Raw genomic sequence first — 17,926 nt, 5'->3', positions numbered from 1 at the left:
ATGGAAGAACTAATCTCTTTTCAGACTCATTTAAATAATTACTATGTTAATATTTTTCAGTCAGAAAAATCACTTAATCAAATACTTTTCTTTTTAAAGGACTTAGAAATTAAGCTTCTGGAAGTAAACAAAAAATCTTTACTTCAAAATAATGCTAGGTACTTATCAGAGGACTTTAAACCACAAAAAGAAGTATTTAAAATAACTGTAAAGAATTCTGATTTAAAAAGCAGATTAGATCTGTACGGATATTCTAATGATAATCTAGAAGAGAATTTTAATCTAAACAAAAAGAAGAAAATTGATAGTTTAAATAAACTAAATTTCCTTCACAAAAAGAATAAAGCTTATCCAGTTTTTGGAGCTACTGAAACCAAACAAGAAGAGAAAGAATTTCTAGAAAACTTTACATTTGAAGAATACAAGAAGTCTGTTAAAACCATTATCAATAATCAATATCGTAAACAAATTATCTGTTCTAATTTAGGAAATGTGCGTGAAGATATATGGACGGATAGGTACGGATTTCCTTCACATATTAATAATGTAGCACAAAGATATATCATTGAAAATTTCTTTCATGGCTTTTTTGATGATGATCTGGTTAACTTCACATCCATATTAGAATCATTAGACGGTGAAAGTGACATTGATTTTATATTTCCTTTGGAAGATTTTGATAATAAGGAAGAAAAGTATAAGCGCATAGAGGATACTATAAATCATAATTCACAATACCGACCCATCAAATTAATAACTGAAGGTTTTAGTGATTCTATTTATCTGACCGAAGCCTTACAACAAAATAATGATACATTAATACCATATTTTAATTTTCATGACTTTAACGGGAAAGATGGAGGTTGGCAAAAAGTCGTTTCATTATTAAAAGCATATAATGAAATAAATGCACATGAGATTATTATAGGCATTTTTGATAATGATAAAGCAGGAATCGATGGTCTAATGGAGGTCAATAAGATACGCTCCACTAATATTGGTGCAATAAAGTTACCTGATTTGGACAATCTTAAAGAGTTTTGCGTCTATAACACAATTACAGAAGACTATGGACAGTCAAACGTAAATTCAAAATCGGCATGTATAGAGCTGTATTTAGATAAACATTATTTTAGGGATGAAATTAAACTCTCATTAAATCGTAAAACTCAGTTACCACAACTGGACAAAAGCTCGAAAAAGGCAATTGCAATAAAATTTGATGGATGTGATAAAAATGAACTTGACTGGAGCGACTTGAATAAGGTATGGGATGAAATTATTGAAAAATCTAAGGCTTTGCTTTTATTATAAAAAAATAAATACTTTTTAGAAAATGAATGAAACACTGAAATCCCTTATATTTGAGTTGGAAAATGATACATCGTATCAAAATTATTTGGATAAAAACAAAGTAAAGTACTTCTTTCCAGAGAACTTTTTCACCCTCAAAACAGAGCAAGAAAGGTTAGATGCTTGGGAAAATATAAAAGTAAAGCTAAAGGAAATTAAAGATTTCAATAAAGTTGCTAATCCATATTACATAGGTTTTGGTAATCCAGAAGCTGATTTGCTGATAATGGGACAGGAAAAAGCCTTCAATGCCTTTGCTCATCCCAAATTGATGCTTTATGAAAGCATAAACAATTCATTTCAATGGTCAAAAATCATCGAAAATAATGGAGATTTATCAGAAATCAATTTTGACCCAAGAAATCCAAGAAAACACCATGATAAAGGAAGATCTGGAAATCATACGTGGTCTAAGTATTCCATTCTAACAGATGCTTTTTATGGTATTAATTCCTGCCATGAAAACATGAAAAAGCATTGGAATCAAAATACTGGTGACACTTTATTTGATAAAGCATTTACCACTGAATTAAATGTAACTCCTGCTGTTAGTAATTCAGGGCTTCATCTAATAGATGAAAGAAAAGAATTTTTAAGCAACCCCTTCTTCAAAAAATTTAAGGTGGTAGTTTTTGCAATTGGGAATCCATCAAATGAAGAGGTAGTGAAAAAGATATTTTCTGAGGCTATATTTGAAAATTATAATTTGGGTAGTTATGGAACTGATAAAAAAAGAGAGGTTTCCATATCCAAAAACACTTCTCAAATTATAGTAATATGCAATCAGTTGAGTGGCAGTAGTGGCTGGAAAAACGAGCACATTGTAGCTTTAGGGGAGAAATTGAGAGCTTTGACATAAATACAATTTCATGAATCCACAAGACAACGAATTCACTTTCCCAAACCGCCAACTTTTAGGTATGCTTACTCATAGTAAAGCCAGCGATCTTGAAGCGGTCAAAGAACTGATTGCTGAAGGAGGAGATATCAATGCAAAATCCCTCATAGATGGAGAAACCATATTTTACAAAGCCTTAGATATCAATATTGAGGAAATAAGTGATGAGGTAATCATCTACCTTATTGAAAACTATCAGCCAAACCTAAATGAGAACCAAGGTGATGACATGACACCCTTAGAAATGGCAGTAATGGACAACCGTGTTAACCTAGTGCGCTTCATGTTATCAAAGGGTGCTGACCTGTTTATGGTGGGTGAAGAAGGTCTAAATATTATAGAAATCGCAAAGGGTGAAAGGACCTACCACGATATCCATAAAACGGGTATAGATTATAATGAGATGGTGGAGTTATTTGAAAGCTTTGAGAAATGATAGTGAGTGTAAACCAGTAACTTTTGAAATATTTATTTTATCAAAACAGTTTACTTTGGAATGCTATTTTAAAAGCTCTCCCGTTTTTGATTATTTATGTTAAGTTTGAAAATTTAAATATATTACAACTTCAATCAATCATAATCTATCAAAGCATCACTCTATGATAAGTTTGATCTCAAGTTTTAACCGTAAGTCATTTTATAAATAGTGACTATTGAGTCAATTTCAATATTAATTTTTATGCCAAAAGGAAAAGTTCTATTTACAGTCAAATACGATTTAGGAAGTGAAATTCAAACAGAGAAATTTAAAGAGGCACTTTTACAACATTACCCCTCAACTGAAGCATTGAATAATGATTTAACTATTTTTAATTTCAGTTATTTAAGTAGCAAAAAGCCATCTTTCAAATTGTATTCTACTCAAATAAATGGATGGACAAAAGAACTAGAAATAGACCAATTAGGTATAATTACTTTTTTTCTAACTTCCCCCGAAATTTCAACAGATGATAAATTTCAGCTTGAAGAATCCTTACTCAAAACTTATGACTATTTTGTGACACAAAAAAACAAGGATTATAAACCCTATTTAAATGATCACAATAATCTGTCGGGTAGTTTGGAGTATTTAAAAAAGGAAGTTCATGAAGAAAATCCAATAGAACTGGTAAATTTCTCAAAAGATGTTTCCTTAATTAGGGATATTTTTAAGAATGAAATTTCACACGATATACTCTATGTCTTTCACGACTTCAGAACTATTTTTTGTGTGGATGATATAAAAAAGAATGAAGAAATAATACCTTCATTTTTAAACTTAGAAAGAAGTAATAAACGAGCAATAGACCTAAATCAATATAATTTAATAGATTTTAAGGGCTATTACATATTTGCAAATACCTGGAGCTATGTAATTGATGAAAGTGTTTTGAACAATGAAAAGATTTTTTTCAGTTTATTCTCAATAGCTCATTCAAACTGGTTTTTATCTCAATGTTGGGTATATAGACTAAAGGAAATAATTAATCAAGACAACCTTTATCAAAAATATACTAATCAAGACATTCATAATTTGAAATCTAAAATATTGAGTGATCTGTTTACGATGAAAAATGCGGATTTAGTAGTTAAAAGCTCTGCATTCAACAGTTTATTGGAGCGTCTATTAGCAAACTTTAAGATTAATAGCCAATATGAGTTGATTGATTTACAAGTTCAAAATCTCGAAAATTACATTGATCGTTTGAACGAAAATTTTGAAAGATCTTCACAAAAGCAGAATCAAAGAAACGCTAATATTCTGGAATTCTTGTTTGCAATAAATGCGATTGCTGGAATAGCAGCATTTGCACCGACCATCTTTACCACTGATATATCAGATAATTTTGAGATTAATCTCCCAAGAATGATTTCTATATCTTTATTAGTTGTATCTACTTTAATATATTTGATATTTATTGCCAGAAGACTAAGAAGAAGGAAGGATGAATATTAGCATAGAACATTTCTCAAAATTAATATACTTTGAAGGGAACTCCTTTGTTGAGACCTTGGTGGAAAGATATGGTAATGAATTTATTCCTCCTTTAAATACAAGAAACTCTTCTACTCAGCAGGTTTTCAACAATTCATCTGACTCAAGTAATAATGAGTATTTTGAGAAGCTACTAGAACAGCCAGCACTAATTATATTTATTGACTCAACACCAATAGGCTTTATGTCCTATATAAAAAACTACAAATTAGAATTTTTAAAAGATTTTTTAGAGTCGAACTATATAACAACTATAATTATTAATCCGGAATATAGACGTCTTGGAGCAGCAAAAAAATTGTATCAAAAACTTCTAACAGTTGAGAAAGGTAAATTTACAACTAGAACATGGTCAAGTAATTTGAGCCATATTAATTTATTAAATCAACTTGGTTTTAATCTTATACACGAAATAGCTAACCACAGAGGGGAAGGAATCCATACCGTATATTATGGATTTGATAATGACTCCCACACATAAAAATACACTTCCTAAAATCGTTTTCGAAAAAATAGAATGTCAAAATTATCGTATTTTATAATTGGAAGATATTAAATAATTAAACACCTTATTATAAATACATTGTTTCTAACGTTGATCAAATTGAATTTATCACTTAGAACTAAATGTGCATCAGGGTGACGGGATTACACCCTTAGAAATGGCTGTAATGGACAACCGTGTAAACCTAGTGCGTTTTATGTTTTTAAAGGGTGCTGATACGGTATGCTATGGGTAATTCATACTTAAGGGATGATATTATAAGTTAAAAGCTAGTATTAATAGATTAATCATTTATATCCACAAACAATTTCAGTTTCATCTAGAGTTAGATCCAAATCTAAATTTGAACCTTTGAAAAATTTGCACCGAATACATTTTCTATAATTCTGAATTGACTTATCTCTAATTCTATTTAATTGATGGAAATAAAACTTCCCCATTTTAACATTTGTATCAGTTCGCATATTATCCGGAGGGAAAACGGGGAATTTTTTATTGTCTAAATCAATGTACATTCCAAATCTCCTTTTGTCATCAATCACCCCATTCCATACACCACCATTACCAATTCGATCGGAAATATATGATTTAGGTAAACTTTTGGCAGTATTTTTCATTTTTAGTGGACAATAAACATTTTCTCCAATATCTACCTTTATTATTCTGAATCCAGCTTTTATATTTTCCTTTTTAAATTTTTCAAAATTTTGAACTTTAAGTTCCCACTTTTTTTCATTTTGGTTTTCGAATGTATCTAGACTGGTTTCATTTTCATAATAAAGCTTTTTAGCTTTCTCCTCTTCTGAATTATAAATCCATTGCTTATTTGAGGTTTCTTCTAAAAGATACTGTTTGAGTTCCTCTGTATTAAATCCATCTTTAAGTGCTTCAAGGTTTATTTCTAGCGTAGATGTACCATACTTTATTAACTTTTCATGTTTAATTTCATCAATAAAATGAGTTACTGCTATCTCAATAAATAGTTCTCTGCCTTTATCAATTCCTATTATATCGGGCTGAAAATCACCTGTTTTTTCTTCACTTCGAACTTCATCGAATATGATTTCTTTTGAATTATTTTTGATTAATGATCCATTCTTAAACATCAATCTACCAGGTATTACTAATTTTTTCTCTTGGATTAAAATCTCTTTAGCTACTAAATGCAGTGCAGTTTCAGCAGCACCCTCACAATTAGTCTCATGATAATGAGCAAAATGATGTGTTTTATGTTCTCCTTTTCTTGCAATCAGTTTTGAGCCGCATTTTGGGCAAACGCAATTACAATCTAATCCACTCAACACATTGTGGATAGAGGTTAACTCACCGCCTTTAATACCATATGGCAATTTCGTAATCATAAAAAGTCTCTTAAAATGATCTTATTTTTAAATGACGAAAGACCAAGTAAGTTAAAAAGTATAAGAGAAAGCATGTTAAGATGAAATGGCTTGCTTCCAATATTTCTGCAGTACTGGTCGTGAAAAAGAAGTTTGACCATTGGACTTTTCTCCTGAGAAATGACAAAATTTTTCATTATAGTTTGGGTCATTATATTTTGACCATGATTTAAAAGCCTTTTCTGTAAAGGGATGCTTTATATTAAATGGTATTTGCTCACCAGTTCTTATACAATAGCCTTTTAGATTCTTGCTTGAATTTTTAAGTTGCTTAAAGTAGTCATCTAAAATATCTATTTCCACTTCAGAACCTTTAAAGCTTTCTGATAAGCCTAGCAATTTTGATTCTACAACTGGTCTTTTTTCATATAATATTTTACTACTTTCAATTACTTTATCAAAATACTCCCAAGATTCGATATCTATATCTTCACTCGTAAATCTTCCAGCTTTCATCAAAATTCCAAATTCAATATTATTGTTTTGGGAATAGTCATACAGATTCATGGAGCTTAAAATCGAAGAAGATTCATTTGCATAGTATTTAGCATGTAGTTTCGGTTCATAACGTATCTCTACATTGGGAAATGATTTGAAAAATTCCAGATCTTCGTAGCTTAAACTTTTACTTAAGTCATTCTCATTCTTCCCAAATACAATTACTAACTCAAAATCATAGTTTTCTGATTTTTCAGATAATCTCTTTTTTAATCGATCATGCAATTTTATAAAGGGAGAGATTATTATAAAAGTCTGTTTTGCCTCTTCAATCAAATTAGAGACTGCTACATTAAGGTTATCATCAGTTAAGAACTTTGCCATGTCTTATTTTATTAACGTGTGAATATATTAAATCAAATTATAAGAATGAGTATAAATAAAGATTTTTGAAATGCTAATATTTTCTAATACCCAATTTATCTCGCATTTTATAAACACCATAAACCTGTTAAAGAGATAGTTTCAAAAAACTTATATATATTTAACTTGTAAAAAATTGTAATTTTTTGATTCCAGTTTACAAAGCCATATCATTTATTAAAGTGATTCCTCAAGAATCAGGGCATACTAAACCTTGGGTAGTTTTGGTTAAGGAAGATTCAGGGATCAAGCCTTATGTGGTAAAATTATATACTACGGACCAAATTGAAAATAGAAATAATGTAACTGCTGAAGTTTTAGGGAATCATTTGGCTTCCGAATTTGATTTTAATGTCCCAAAAATGGCATTGATTGAATTTCCTCAAGAGTTTATAGCTACATTACCTCCAGAAGAAATGTTTCAATTTGAACAATCTGATGAAAGATTGAAATTTGGCTGTATATATCTTCCCGATGCCATAAATTTCACAAGAGAGGTCCAGAAAAAGTATTTATCTTCCAGTATTCAATTAGATACGCTGTATGCATTTGATAATTTTATCCGCAATGGAGATAGGGGTACAAAAAAGCCTAATTTGTTATTTAAAAAAGATGAAGCTTGGCTAATTGATCACGAATATGCATTGGATATTAAAGAGGATACCCTTAAAAGATTGCATGATTTTAACTGGGAAGATAAATTTGCTAGTCATCATATCAGTTTGCCTTATTTAAAAAAAGTATCAAAAACCAATAAATTATCGTTATTCAACAGCTTTACAGAATACTTAAGGACAATGAATTTAAATGAGGTTCGTAATGTTTTAACAACACTAGAAGGAAACGGGTTTAACACCCAAAGTACACTAATAATACACTATTTCACTGAAATTAGAAGAAATTCAGCTATTTTTGTAAATAATCTGAAAGGATTTATCCAATGAACGACCTATTCACATATCAAATATTGAAGTATAAAAGCAGTATTGTAGCCGGTGAGGCTGTCAATGTTGGGGTACTTTTCTATTTTTCAAAGTTGAATCACTTTGAGTTGGTAAAAGGTGATTTGAAGCGTCCTAAATCAATATTTCCTGATTTTGATTCAAAATTGGTTAATCATTATTTAGATATTATTCAGAATAGAATTGAAAAAAAGAAGATAAATTTCTCAAAAGCACCTGATGAAAAAAGTATTCAGCAATATGTGCATGAAAATATTTTGGCAGTCGATGCAGCAGGATTAGTTTTTGATGCTCCTGTTAAAGTGACGGAAGGATTAGATTCCATCGCTAGCACTGTATCTACTTATAGTCAATTATTACTGCCCGGCACAAACACTATCCAGCATACACAAATTACCCACAATGAGAAATATCTACTTTCAAGATATTGGGATAATATTAAACATGGATATGAAGGTATTGAGGAAAAGTTGACTAAGAATAAAATAATTGAAACAAAGACGGTTTCTTTATCCTTTGATTTAGCTTGGAGAAATGGAACTTTAAACCATGTAAAACCTTTAAGTTTCGATTTAAATAAGTCAAAAGACATCCAAAATAAAGCTTCTTTGTATTTGGGATATTTAACTCAATTGGCTGATTATGCCAAGGTCAATAAGTTTCGTTTTGACTTCTTGGTATCAAAACCACAGAATAAACAATTCATTGATGACTATTGGAATGCCTTGGATATTTTAGATTATGACAAAAATGCTCCCAAAAGAATCATCACTGAGGATAAGTTGGATGAATATGCAAAAGAGACTATTAAAGATCTGAAATAGCATTAATAAAATCTGTGGAGAGTTTAAATATGAATTCTTAGATTGCTTTATATAATTACCGAACCATTCAAAATTAAATATCAATCTTGTCTCTATTTTGTCTCTGTTATTATTTAAAGTATTGATTTTAAATTAGTTAATACTCCTGTATCGGCAAATAATTGTTGCAGCAAAAATTTGCCCTAATATAGTTGCCCTCAAACACTTTAATATCGAGTCTATAATTGAGATAGTAAAATCAACTATTTTTCATATCTTCAAAACAATATTCTAATAGTCATGTTAATAAAATAACTTTTAATAATTACTAACTTTTTAAACCATAGAACATGTTATCACACTTAGTTTACGTAAGCGTTCGAAAGAAAGAATGTACTGAAGAAGAAATCGAAAAAATTCTGGATGCTTGTAAAAGAAACAATCCCAAATTAGACATCACAGGTGTCCTTTTATACTCCAACACACATTTTTTGCAATATCTGGAAGGGGATTATAAAGAAATAAGTGGACTTTATGAAAAAATTAAATCTGATGACAGACATAAAAATGTAGTGTTAATTACTACTGGTCAAATTAAAGAGAGGAGCTTTCCAAGTTGGGAAATGGGTTCTAAAAAAATTAATGAAGACAAAGTTGAATTCCAAACTGATTTAAGTAAAGAAGAAGCAAAAACTTTTCAAGATATTATAGCAGGTAAAGATCAGGAAGGAAATAGATCAATTCAATTAATTAAGAAATTTTTCAAATAATTATGGATATAGAGAAAGAAGAATTAGAAAGAAAATTAAAAGACATTGAGACTATCGAATTTGGAGATACTGTAGAAGACGTTTCTTCAAGTTTACTAATAGTTATGACGCTCTTTGAGGTGGATGACCATCCGGAAGTAATAAAGGCTTGTAAATACAAGCTATTTGAAGGGATTTCTCTTTTAAAAAAATTTGGCGATAAAGAACAAGCCAAAGAAATAGAAGATAAAATTAAAGAATAGTGAAATATTAGCATTAAGAAATAACTTATTGTTACCTAATTTCACATGATTTTATGCTACACTTCAAAATCAAATCAGTAAGCTCGGACGTCCTTCGGGCTTTTTTTATATCCATAAAAATTCCATCTTATCTGATTTCTCTGCATTCAAATAGAATAGACTAATAACTCCCAAACTATATTTTAATTTATATTGCATTTTAGGTAAAACCTCTTCTTTTTAGTGAAAATTGATCAAAAAAATGGAATAACATTTTCTATCCATTGTAATAATCCTTATAATAGATTGAAATTTATTATTTTTTTAACTAAACCTAATTAAACTATGGAAACTCAAAACCAGGGAAACACACAACCTTTGTCAACCAAAGATTGGCTCATTACATTGATAATTACTGCCATTCCAATTATTGGATTTATCATGTTATTTGTGTGGGCCTTTAGCGGAGGGACGAATGTAAACAAAGCAAATTGGGCAAAAGCCGCTCTATTATTAATGGCAATATTGATTGCTTTAAGCTTCCTGTTTAGCTTAATTTTTGGAGCAGGAATATTTGCACTTTTAAATGGAGGTGGCAATAGCTACTAACCTGAGTTACTAAGTATAAAAAAAGCCGTGATAAAAATCACGGCTTTTTCATCTAAGCATCAAAATAACATTTCCCTATTTCAAGTACCTATCTAAATAATTGATGTAGTTATTCATTAATAACAAATAGCTAGGATAATTATAAGCTACTCCATGAGCACCTGGAGGAAAAATCTTTAAATCATGATCTTTCCCATTATCAATTAAGCCTTTCACCAATTGAAAAGTATTTTGCACATGCACGTTTTCATCCATTGTACTATGAGCAATAAACAAATGACCTTTTAAATTTTTAGCATAAGTTGTAGGCGAAGAATTGATATATCCTTCTTCATTATCATCTTCCAAGCCCATATATCGCTCTGCATAAATACTATCATATAATCTCCAATCGGTTACTGGAGCACCAACCAATGCCACTTTAAAAACATCAGGATGATTTAAGATAGAAAAACTACTCATATAACCTCCATAACTATGTCCTCTGATGGCAATTTTATCAGCATCTACATATCCTTGATCTACCATATGCTGGGCTGCTTGAGCAAAATCTTGTCCTTCAGCATGCCCCAAGTTCTTGTACACAATTTTCTCAAACTCACGGCCATAACCGCCACCGCCTCTATTGTTCACTTGAAGAACTACATAACCATTGTGAACTAAATATTGATGCCATGAACTAACGCTCCATTGGTTATAAACCGATTGAGCTCCTGGGCCACCATAGACATCCAAAACCATTGGGTATTTTTTAGAAGCATCAAATCCAACTGGTTTGTAGATTGAAACATCAATTTTATCACCTTCGCTGTTTTCAAAACTGGTCAATTCAGGCATCACAAAAGCGACATTCTTTAAAGCATCAGTAACTTCTTTATTCTCCTCTAGCATTTTCACCAACTTACCAGAAGCATTTCTAAGTCCGATCTTAGTTGGAGTATTCACATTAGAATATCGATCAACAAAATAGGTAGCCTCAGGAGCCATATCTATATTATGACGACCTTCCATTTCCGTTACTTTCTTCTTTCCTTTTCCGTTGAAATTTACTACATATAGCTGTCTTTCTAAAGGTGAATCTTCAGTGGAGCTGTAATAAATTTTCTTCTTTTTGCTATCTACTGCATGCACATAAACAACTTCCCATTCCCCTGAAGTTACTTGGTTTTGCAACTCGCCATCATAATTATATCGGTATAAATGCGCATAGCCATCTTTATCGGTTATCCAGAAAAATTCTTTGGCATCTTTAGGGAAAAAAGCATAATGCATAATACCAGCAAAGAAATCGAAAACGTCAATCCAAGCATCAGAAGTTTCTTCCAAAATCATATTGGCTTTTCCTGAAGTAACATCTGCCATATAAAGCTTCATATTAGTTTGCGCTCTGTTGAGATGCATAATAGCCAATTTTTCTTTTTCAGCAGTCCAATAAATTCGAGGAATATAACCTTCTTCCAAAGGAACATTCATCCATTCTTTTGATTTTTCAGCCACATTAATCACCCCTATTTTTACAGTAGGATTTGTATCTCCAACCTGTGGATAAGGCAATTCAACCCATTCTTTATGTGTTCCTTGGTAATCTGTCATTTGGAAAATCGGCACTTCCCTTTCGTCCGACTGCCAAAAAGCAATGTATTCACTATTATGAGACCATTCCCATGCTTGAGCCAATCCGAATTCTTCTTCATAAGCCCAGCCAAAACGTCCATTGTAAAAGCCGTCTTCTGCATCATCGGTTAATTGCGTTTCTTGCTTTGCAGCCAAATCAAAAACGAAAAGATTACCGCCTCTTTCATAGCCAACTTTCTTTCCATTAGGCGACAATTCTGCAGTTTGAGCATCTTTTGCTACTAAATCCAATGTTTTATCTGCAATCGAATAATAATAATAATCCGATATTCCAGATCTTCTCCATACAGGACGGAAATTGGTTTGGAATAATAAATATTTAGAATCATCTGACCACTGAAAAGACACATATTCAAAAGCATCTTCCGTTTCAGGTATATTCATTCCCTCAGTAGAAAAAATCAGCTTCTCTTCTTCCGTTTTAGGATTATAAGATTTAATTAATTGAGCTCCATTTTCTCCCCTTTCAGTAAATGAATAAGCTTGTCCATCATTGATCCAATTAATATTACTTGGTCCAGAATTACCACCCAATGGGCGTAATCCCTGCATAGCTTCCTGAAAGCTAGTAAATGTTTGTTTTTCTTGTGCCTGAAGTGAGAAGCACATTGTCAATAAAAGCAAGCTTAATAGCTGCGTAAATCGTTTCCTTATCATGATTTTATAGATCTAATTTAATAACGCCTGAATTTAATAAAAATGAACGGGAAAGTTGGAAGTTGGAAGACAGAAGTTTGTTTGATGGATGTTGGGCGTGGGGTGATGGATTAAAAATTTAAACAATATTCAAATAACGGTAGACAATAGACAAAATGTACTTATCCATTATTATGTAAGAATTCTTAGGGAAACACAATGAGGGACTTTTGTCAACTGTCAATTTTCCGGATCAAAGTAATATCTTTCGTCTTAACTCTTGTTTCTATCTAAAACAGACTAAAAGTACTCAACTGATCGATAAAATGCATAATCACTCCTGGCCAGATGGCAACGGTAATTATTATACCGTAAAGTGCTCCAAATAAATGGGCGTCATGATTAACATTATCGCCTTGTCTTTTACCTTGATAATAAGAATATATAAGGTAAATAGCTCCGAAAATAAAGCCCGGCAAGCATAACAACCCGTAAAGACAAAGATCAGTCATTGGATTGAACAAAATACTGCTAAAAACTACCGCAGAAACTGCGCCTGAAGCTCCTAATGCATTATAATTAGGGTTTTCTTTATGTTTTATCAAGCTTGGAATATCTGAAATTACAATAGCAGTTAAATATAATCCTACATAAAGTAGAGTTCCATAATTAGTCAATTGATTGAAATAATACTCTACCGCATCTCCAAAGAAGTAAAGCGTAATCATATTGAAAATTAAATGTACATAATCAGCATGTAAAAACCCTGAGGTAATCATTCTATAATACTGCTTTCTGTAAACCACTTGATAGGGATTGAACATCCAAGCATACATCCTAGAGCGATTATTAAAGGCAGGAATACTGATGATACAGGTAACTATGATGATGATTAAGGTAGTACTCATTATTGCTCTCTATTGATAAGGTAATTGAAGAAATCTTTGATGATAACTTTCTTTTCAGAAGACGCATCCAAATCTTCTAAATTTTGAAATGCTTTTTCAAAGTACTCATTCATTTTAGTTTCAGTAAGTTCTTTGATATTCAGTTTATTGTAAATAGCTGTTACTGATTTCACTTTTTCCTCTTTATTAAAATCTTGAGTTTGTAACCATTTATTTAAATCATAGGCATTTTCTCCTGAGGCTAGTTCTATGGCTTTAATCAAAAGATAGGTTTTTTTATTGGCAATAATATCCCCTCCTACTTGTTTACCAAACTTTTCTTGATCTGCATAAACATCCAGCAAATCATCCATCAACTGAAACCCAATTCCGGCATTTACTCCCATTTGATATAACAAAGCTTGATCAGCTTCATTATCCATAGCTAAAATACCACCGAATTCAAGACTGAACCCTAACAGAACAGCAGTTTTTAAGCGAATCATTTCTAAATATTCAGCTTCATGAACTTGTTCCTGCTCTTCAAAATTCATATCAATTTGCTGTCCTTCGCAAACTTCAATGGCACACTGATTGAATTTCTCTAAAACCTCGGTTAATTTCTCTTTTGGACAATGCGCTATTATTTGTTGATATGCTTTTACCAACATTACATCTCCAGAAAGAATGGCTACTGGATCATTCCATTTTTCATGCACAGTTTGCTGTCCCCTTCTTAAAGGCGCATTATCCATGATATCATCATGCATCAAAGTGAAATTATGGAAGATTTCCACAGCAATTGAAGCTGGAATCACATCTTTTATGTTATCCTTATATAACTGAAAAGACAATAAACTCAAAAGTGGACGCATCCTTTTACCACCTAAAGACATGATATATCGAATAGGCTCGTAAAGTTCTTGCGGCTTGTCTCCAAAATGCTCTTTCTCAATGGCAGAATTGATGGAAACTATATATTCTTTAATGGATTTATTCATTATCTATATTACAATTAAGACTTAAAGATATAGGAATAATAAGGGATATAAAAAGTAAATTTTATAAGTGGATTTCAATACTCTAATACTCTCTTGCTTCATAGATTATATTGATAATTCGATTATAAATATCAATGGAAACTTTCACTCTCACAATTGCTAATCAATTATTTGAAACTTACCTTTGCACTTCAATTCCAGATGGGAATTTAATTTTTATTTATATCCTTATTTAAAATAAGCAAAACGAAGATTTTTAAACAATCTTTTCTGTTATACCGAAAAGATATTAATGAAAAAATAGGTTGAGAATTATCAAATAAATTAATTCGTATACAAAAAACATCATATGTATTCTTTCGTTAGCAAAAGCAAGGTTTAAATATATTAGTCAATATTTTTTAACAATAAATTAAATAATAGAATATGTCTTTAGTAGGAAAAAAAGCACCAGTATTTAAAACAGGAGCAGTAATTAACGGAGAAGAAATTGTAGAAGATTTTTCTTTGGAGCAATATATAGGCAAAAAAGATGTGATCTTCTTCTTTTATCCAAAAGATTTCACTTTCGTTTGCCCAACTGAAATCTTGGCTTTCCAAGAGAAATTAGCTGAGTTCGAAAAAAGAGGTGTTGCCGTTGTAGGTGCATCTACTGATACAGAAGAAACTCACTTAGCATGGTTAATGACTCCACAAGAAAATGGTGGAATCGAAGGTGTAATTTATCCATTAGTGGCTGATGCTTCAAAAACAATTGCTAACAACTATGGTGTTTTAGCAGGCGACTGGAATTATAATGAAGAAGGAGAATTAATCTTCGAAGGAACTCCAGTTGCTTATAGAGGAACTTTCTTCATCGATAAAGAAGGAGTTGTTCGTCATGAGACTATCAACGACTTACCATTAGGTAGAAACATCGATGAGATGTTGAGAATTGTTGATGCATGGCAACATGTTGAAAAATATGGTGAAGTTTGTCCAGCAAACTGGGAAGAAGGAAAAGAGGCTATGCAAGAATCAAGAGAAAGCGTTTCTTCTTACTTAGCAAAAAATAAAAAATAATTTGAATTGATTATGGTTTTAAAAACCTGCTCGGGAAACTGAGCAGGTTTTTTTATTTACATTTTCACACACCAACTGATACAATTCATCAACCCGCCATCTTTCCCAACTGCATCAATGTTGATTGGAATGATTTTTCTATCTGGAAAACTAGTATACATGATTTCCAAAGCTTCCTCATTCTTTTCTTTAGGATGGTTAAAAATTGGGAATACAATAACATCCGCGATTTCTAGGAAATTCACATATGTGCCAATTGCAGAATAGTGGTTTTCGCTATCATCTATAAAAAATGGCATGTCGATATAATTGAATTGATGCTTTTTTAGCATTCCTTCAATACTTTCCCTGATTGACTTATATTCTTCGCTTAATCTATTGCCGATAAGAGTATTTCCATTGACAAATCGTAGCATTCCATCAGCATGGCCAATCATATCATCTTTTTCCTTATGAGCTTTAATCACGATAACCTCAGATTGTAAATCTTCTGCTATTCTTTCAAATAATGAATTCGGATTTTTTTCATAAGTATGGTTTTCTGAAACAACTCGATCAGTTATAATGACCTTATCTTTCCACTTCACCACATTCCCACCATCTAAATTGATATTATGTTTTGAAAAATCAGCTAGTAATCGATTGGTTCTTAAGACCTTTGTTGGCTCCGTCCATTTAGCTCTTACTTCATAACTTGGCTGATAACGGAATTTCACTAATCTCCTATCTGCCGTCTGAATGGGCATATAATCTCGAGCCCATTCATCTTTGGTACCTTTTAATAATTTGATTTTGATATAATCAAAAGGAGAGAGCACTTCAGAAATCTTATTAAATTCTTCAGGAAAATTTTCTTTAAGCTTTTCAGAAAAATAAACGGTATTGCATTCGGAATCTATAATCATTGAACTAAATAAGTTAAAGCATTTCTAAAAAGCTAATTTCAAGCATTATCCCCTACCCTGAAATTGATCAGTCACTTTTTCCATTACATATAAAGAATTCATTCTCCAGTCAATATCCCTTTATTCCCTGTCAATACTATTAATTTAAGGAAATATTCTTAGCGAGTTTTTCGCTGAAGCGAAAAACCTTTTGTTTTCTTTTGTCTCTTTTGTGGTAAAGATTAATGTTTACTTTTTCTATTAACAGTTGCACATTACTACCACAAAAGTTACAAAAAAACATAAAGAAAATAACCAAAGTTATTTTTTAGGATATTGGTAACGATGTAGCTTCAAAAATTAACTTTTTAGCATTTTAATCCCTTGCAGGAGATAGTTCTCACAGATTTACTTCACCAAAAAACAATACGATTATCACTATTTTCTACTTTGGGATAAATCCCTGCAATTCCTTGTGAAGTTAGATTCAAAACAGTGAATACTTGACATTAAGCACAGGATTAGCTTATTTGAAAAAAACTAACAAAATTAATATGGACAACCAAAACAGAAATGAAGACGAAAATCAGGAAGAACTTAGGCAGGAAAATGAACTAAAGAAACTCAAATTAAGAGCTGAATTTGGCGCTAAATTTATGGATGATGATAAAGAGAATTCAGATATCCCAGCAGAAGTAGAGTCCCAATTTTTAGATTACGTTCAAAAATTTGAAGAGTCTGCTTCAAAAAAAGGAGTTAAAAAAGTAAAAGCAATATTAGGCAATCCTAAATTCAAAAAGCTAGAGGATCTGGATGAAGCCACTCTTAGCCAGGAATTAGACAAGGTAATGGAATTTATGGCTCTGCATAATATTCAATTAGATGTTATTTATGAAGTGGACAAGAGTGAAATTTATCGCTTCATAATTGAGGAACTATTGGAGGAAGACATGAACGTTGTGGACATTCCAGGAATGAATACTTGTTTTATTTACGAAGAATTTCATCCTAATCATGCTGAAGACCTCAAAAGAGAGAGTGAAGAATTTCTTAAAAAGTTAATAAAACAAGATTTTGAATTCATAAATTTTCATTGTGCTGATCGATTAATTTATGATCAAAAAGAAATCCCTTTAGATCAATTCATTGAAAAAGCTATTGAGCTCTTAGAAGCACAAAATGAAATCATTTTACCTGAGGTAGAGGTCAAAAATGTAGAAATTGAAAAGGATAAAGCCAAAGTAAGCTGCGTAATTCAATTTGAAAATGTTTCTGAAAACCAAGCTAATAGGCAACAGAAATTAGAAGCTGAAGTATTCCATTATTTCGAATATGGATTTTGGAATTTAAACCAAGTTAAAATTCCTGACTTGGGTTTTTTGTAAACTAAACACTATCGATATATAATTCACACACTAAATGTCTGAATAATTACATTATACGATACTTTAAACCTCTCATTTT

General features: G+C 31.3%; 18 protein-coding genes. 12 read left to right on the top strand and 6 right to left on the bottom strand.

Going from position 1 to position 17,926, the window contains the following annotated elements; translation table 11 throughout:
• The 5 genes from QYS49_RS07410 (at position 1) to QYS49_RS07390 (ending at position 4,707) form a co-directional block, all read left to right on the top strand.
• Positions 1–1,314 (top strand): HEPN/Toprim-associated domain-containing protein, encoded by a 1,314-nt coding sequence (locus QYS49_RS07410; RefSeq protein ID WP_308351118.1) that lies wholly within the window; start codon positions 1–3, stop codon positions 1,312–1,314.
• Positions 1,315–1,336: 22 nt separating this feature from the next.
• The gene (locus tag QYS49_RS07405; protein ID WP_308351117.1) at positions 1,337–2,212 is read left to right on the top strand and encodes a hypothetical protein; all 876 of its coding nucleotides are present in this window, start codon (positions 1,337–1,339) and stop codon (positions 2,210–2,212) included.
• 10 nt (positions 2,213–2,222) lie between these two features.
• A complete protein-coding gene (locus QYS49_RS07400) occupies positions 2,223–2,687 on the top strand; it encodes an ankyrin repeat domain-containing protein (protein ID WP_308351116.1) in 465 nt (154 codons plus the stop codon).
• A 243-nt stretch (positions 2,688–2,930) separates the two neighbouring features.
• The gene (locus QYS49_RS07395) at positions 2,931–4,187 is read left to right on the top strand and encodes a hypothetical protein (RefSeq protein ID WP_308351115.1); all 1,257 of its coding nucleotides are present in this window, start codon (positions 2,931–2,933) and stop codon (positions 4,185–4,187) included.
• On the top strand, positions 4,177–4,707 hold the full coding sequence (locus QYS49_RS07390; protein ID WP_308351113.1) for a GNAT family N-acetyltransferase: 531 nt from the start codon (positions 4,177–4,179) through the stop codon (positions 4,705–4,707). Before QYS49_RS07395 ends, QYS49_RS07390 begins: the two co-directional genes overlap by 11 nt.
• 311 nt (positions 4,708–5,018) lie before the next feature.
• Here QYS49_RS07390 and QYS49_RS07385 read toward each other — a convergent pair whose 3' ends face one another.
• Positions 5,019–6,092: a competence protein CoiA family protein gene (locus tag QYS49_RS07385; protein WP_308351112.1), complete on the bottom strand. Its 1,074-nt coding sequence runs from the start codon at positions 6,090–6,092 to the stop codon at positions 5,019–5,021.
• A gap of 75 nt (positions 6,093–6,167) precedes the next feature.
• Positions 6,168–6,953 (bottom strand): phospholipase D family protein, encoded by a 786-nt coding sequence (locus QYS49_RS07380; protein ID WP_308351111.1) that lies wholly within the window; start codon positions 6,951–6,953, stop codon positions 6,168–6,170.
• 185 nt (positions 6,954–7,138) lie between these two features.
• Between QYS49_RS07380 and QYS49_RS07375 the strand changes: the two genes are divergently transcribed.
• From QYS49_RS07375 to QYS49_RS07355, 5 genes are all read left to right on the top strand, one after another.
• The gene (locus QYS49_RS07375) at positions 7,139–7,936 is read left to right on the top strand and encodes a HipA family kinase (RefSeq protein WP_308351110.1); all 798 of its coding nucleotides are present in this window, start codon (positions 7,139–7,141) and stop codon (positions 7,934–7,936) included.
• Entirely contained in the window at positions 7,933–8,778 is an 846-nt protein-coding gene (locus tag QYS49_RS07370; protein WP_308351109.1) for a DUF3037 domain-containing protein, read from the top strand. The genes QYS49_RS07375 and QYS49_RS07370 overlap by 4 nt, the downstream gene beginning before the upstream one ends.
• Positions 8,779–9,107: 329 nt before the next feature.
• The gene (locus QYS49_RS07365; protein ID WP_308351108.1) at positions 9,108–9,527 is read left to right on the top strand and encodes a BLUF domain-containing protein; all 420 of its coding nucleotides are present in this window, start codon (positions 9,108–9,110) and stop codon (positions 9,525–9,527) included.
• 2 nt (positions 9,528–9,529) lie between these two features.
• Positions 9,530–9,769: a hypothetical protein gene (locus tag QYS49_RS07360; RefSeq protein ID WP_308351107.1), complete on the top strand. Its 240-nt coding sequence runs from the start codon at positions 9,530–9,532 to the stop codon at positions 9,767–9,769.
• Between the two features lie 324 nt (positions 9,770–10,093).
• A complete protein-coding gene (locus tag QYS49_RS07355) occupies positions 10,094–10,357 on the top strand; it encodes a hypothetical protein (RefSeq protein ID WP_308351106.1) in 264 nt (87 codons plus the stop codon).
• Positions 10,358–10,432: 75 nt separating this feature from the next.
• Here the strand turns inward: QYS49_RS07355 and QYS49_RS07350 are convergent, their stop codons facing one another.
• The 3 genes from QYS49_RS07350 to QYS49_RS07340 form a co-directional block, all read right to left on the bottom strand.
• A complete protein-coding gene (locus tag QYS49_RS07350) occupies positions 10,433–12,649 on the bottom strand; it encodes a S9 family peptidase (RefSeq protein ID WP_308351105.1) in 2,217 nt (738 codons plus the stop codon).
• A 269-nt stretch (positions 12,650–12,918) separates the two neighbouring features.
• The gene (locus tag QYS49_RS07345) at positions 12,919–13,536 is read right to left on the bottom strand and encodes a rhomboid family intramembrane serine protease (protein ID WP_308351104.1); all 618 of its coding nucleotides are present in this window, start codon (positions 13,534–13,536) and stop codon (positions 12,919–12,921) included.
• Positions 13,536–14,516 (bottom strand): polyprenyl synthetase family protein, encoded by a 981-nt coding sequence (locus QYS49_RS07340; protein WP_308351102.1) that lies wholly within the window; start codon positions 14,514–14,516, stop codon positions 13,536–13,538. Before QYS49_RS07340 ends, QYS49_RS07345 begins: the two co-directional genes overlap by 1 nt.
• 426 nt (positions 14,517–14,942) lie before the next feature.
• Between QYS49_RS07340 and QYS49_RS07335 the strand changes: the two genes are divergently transcribed.
• A complete protein-coding gene (locus QYS49_RS07335) occupies positions 14,943–15,578 on the top strand; it encodes a peroxiredoxin (RefSeq protein ID WP_308351100.1) in 636 nt (211 codons plus the stop codon).
• A gap of 56 nt (positions 15,579–15,634) precedes the next feature.
• On the opposite strand, the gene QYS49_RS07330 is transcribed toward QYS49_RS07335, so the two are convergent.
• Entirely contained in the window at positions 15,635–16,483 is an 849-nt protein-coding gene (locus QYS49_RS07330; RefSeq protein WP_308351099.1) for an agmatine deiminase family protein, read from the bottom strand.
• A 533-nt stretch (positions 16,484–17,016) separates the two neighbouring features.
• Here QYS49_RS07330 and QYS49_RS07325 point away from each other — a divergent pair.
• On the top strand, positions 17,017–17,847 hold the full coding sequence (locus QYS49_RS07325; RefSeq protein ID WP_308351098.1) for a hypothetical protein: 831 nt from the start codon (positions 17,017–17,019) through the stop codon (positions 17,845–17,847).
• The last annotated feature ends 79 nt before the right edge of the window (positions 17,848–17,926 follow it).

Origin of the sequence: Marivirga salinae (assembly GCF_030503855.1) — a bacterium.
GTDB lineage: Bacteria > Bacteroidota > Bacteroidia > Cytophagales > Cyclobacteriaceae > Marivirga > Marivirga salinarum.
Note: the sequence above shows the minus strand (reverse complement) of the source record. Positions and strands in the feature narration are given on the sequence as shown.